Source organism: Aeromonas sp. HMWF015 (assembly GCF_963878965.1).
In the GTDB taxonomy this organism is placed as follows: Bacteria; Pseudomonadota; Gammaproteobacteria; order Enterobacterales; family Aeromonadaceae; genus Aeromonas; species Aeromonas veronii.
On record NZ_CAWNZT010000147.1, the window covers coordinates 1 to 2,539 of the forward strand.

Here is a 2,539-nt window from a genome sequence, read left to right on the forward strand (position 1 = left end):
GAGCAGGCTGGTGGCAAGGCCTCCGACGGCTTTGGCCGCATCATGGATATCCAGCCCACCGCGCTGCACCAGCGTACCCCTTACTTTGTTGGCTCGACCAAGATGGTGGAGCGCGCTGAGGCCTTTATGCGCGAGTTCTCCGCCCATGAGGATCCAGCCAACCAGGGCTGATCGTCAGAGGTGTAGGTTGGTGCTGAGCGCAGCGAAGCCCAACATTTACCGGCGCGATGCCCTCTCCCCCTGGGATAGGGCAGGGTGAGGGGAATGGTTTTCACTGCCCCCTCATCCCCGGCCCTTCTCCCACAAGGGGAGAAGGGCGACGCTAGTCACCAGCCAACATAAACAAAACGGGAGCCGATTTGGCTCCCGTTTTAGTTGGCGCTATCTGTCTGGCCAACCGCCAGCGCTGCAAAGACTCACAGGCTGTTGTTGGCCAGATCCGCCAGCAAGCCATCCACCAGTTTCAGGCGCATGGCGCGATCCTGGGTCGGTACCTGGAAACGCAACCGGGTCGGCCCGTCCATCTTGTAGACCCTTGGCTGGCTGGAGAGCAGTTTGACCAGATAGGCCGGATTGACCTTGGTCTCCTGGGTGAAGTCGAGATAGCCGCCACGCTCGCTCATCTCCACCCGGCGAATGCCAAGGGCGGTGGCACGCTGACGGAAGGCAGCCAGCTCCAGCAGGGTTTTGGTCGCCTCCGGCAAGAGGCCAAAGCGGTCGATCAGCTCCACTTTGAGTTCGCGCAGCTCCTGTTCGTCCGCCGCGCTGGCGATCCGCTTGTACATGGAGAGGCGCATATTGACGTCCGGAATATAGTCATCCGGCAGCAGAGCAGGCAGGCGCAGCTCCACCTCGGTGTGCTGGCTCATCAGCTGCTCGAGCGATGGCTCCTTGCCCGATTTCAGCGCCTCGACCGCCTGCTCCAGCATCTCCATGTAGAGGGTGAAGCCGACCGATTCAATCTGGCCGCTCTGATCATCGCCAAGCAGTTCGCCCGCGCCACGGATCTCCAGATCGTGGGTGGCCAGCGCAAAACCGGCGCCGAGATCTTCAAGCGACGCGATCGCCTCCAGCCGCTTGGCCGCATCCTTGGTCATCAGCTTGGGATGGGGGGTGAGCAGGTAGGCATAGGCCTGATGGTGGGAGCGGCCAACTCGGCCCCGCAGCTGGTGCAGCTGGGCCAGACCGAGATGATCCGCCCGATCCATGATGATGGTGTTGGCGCTCGGTACGTCGATGCCGGTCTCGATGATGGTGGTGCAGACCAAGAGGTTGAAGCGCTGATGGTAGAAGTCGGACATGATCCGCTCAAGGTCGCGCTCGCGCATCTGGCCGTGGGCGATGCCGATGCGGGCCTCCGGCACCAGTTCCGCCAGATCGGCGGCGCACTTCTCGATGCTCTCGACGTCGTTGTGCAGGTAGTAGACCTGGCCGCCACGTTTGAGTTCACGCAGCACCGCCTCGCGCACCACAGCCGGTTCGTGCTGGCGGACAAAGGTCTTGATGGCGAGTCGCTTGGCGGGTGGAGTCGCGATGATGGAGAGATCTCGCATGCCGGACATCGCCATATTGAGAGTGCGCGGAATGGGGGTGGCGGTCAGGGTGAGGATATCCACATCGGCCCGCAGCGCCTTGATCTTCTCCTTCTGGCGCACCCCGAATCTGTGCTCCTCATCGACGATGAGCAGCCCAAGATCCTTGAAGGTGAGCTCGGAGCCGAGCAGCTTGTGGGTGCCGATGATGATGTCCACCTTGCCCTCCGCCAGCTCTTTCAAGACGCTGGTCTGCTCCTTGGCGGAGCGGAAGCGGCTCAGCACCTCGACCCGTACCGGCCAGTTGGCAAAGCGGTCGCGGAAGTTGTCGTAGTGCTGTTGCGCCAGCAGGGTGGTGGGCACCAGCACGGCGACCTGCTTGCCGCCATGTACTGCCACAAACGCCGCCCGCATCGCCACTTCGGTCTTGCCGAAGCCCACGTCGCCGCACACCAGTCTATCCATGCTCTTGGCCTGACACATGTCCCCCAGCACCGCATTGATGGCGTTGAGCTGATCGTCGGTCTCCTCGAACGGGAAGCTGGCGGCAAACTGGCGATAGGCCTCTTTGTCGTGCTTGAAGGCAAAACCGGCGCGGGCGGCGCGGTGAGCGTAGACATCCAGCAACTCGGCTGCCACATCGCGCACCTTCTCGGCCGCCTTGCGCCGCGCCTTGACCCAGGCCTCGCTGCCAAGTTTGTGGCTGGGCGGGTTATCGGAGCCGGTGTAGCGGCTGATGAGGTGCAAACTGGTGACCGGCACGAACAGCTTGTCGCCGCCGGCATATTCGAGGGTGAGGAACTCGGTGGGCAGGCCACCGGCGTCGATGGTCTCCAGCCCCAGATAGCGGCCGACCCCGTGATCCAGATGCACCACCGGCTGGCCTTGAGTCAGTTCGCCGAGGTTGCGGATCACTGCATCGGAGCTTAAGTTCTTGTTCTTCTCCCGCGCCCGCTTGCTGCGTACCTTGCCGCCGAGCAGCTCGGTCTCGGTGATCAGCGCCAGTG

At 62.9% G+C, this 2,539-nt stretch carries 1 protein-coding gene and 1 pseudogene; one reads left to right on the plus strand and one right to left on the minus strand.

Annotation, left to right across the window (positions count from 1 at the left end; all coding sequences use genetic code 11):
- Positions 1-171: pseudogene (locus AACS18_RS07550) on the plus strand (class 1 fructose-bisphosphatase); the annotation flags it as partial.
- A gap of 245 nt (positions 172-416) precedes the next feature.
- Here the strand turns inward: AACS18_RS07550 and mfd are convergent.
- The coding region (mfd, locus tag AACS18_RS23230; RefSeq protein ID WP_258228884.1) for a transcription-repair coupling factor at positions 417-2,539 on the minus strand (2,123 nt) is incomplete at its 5' end.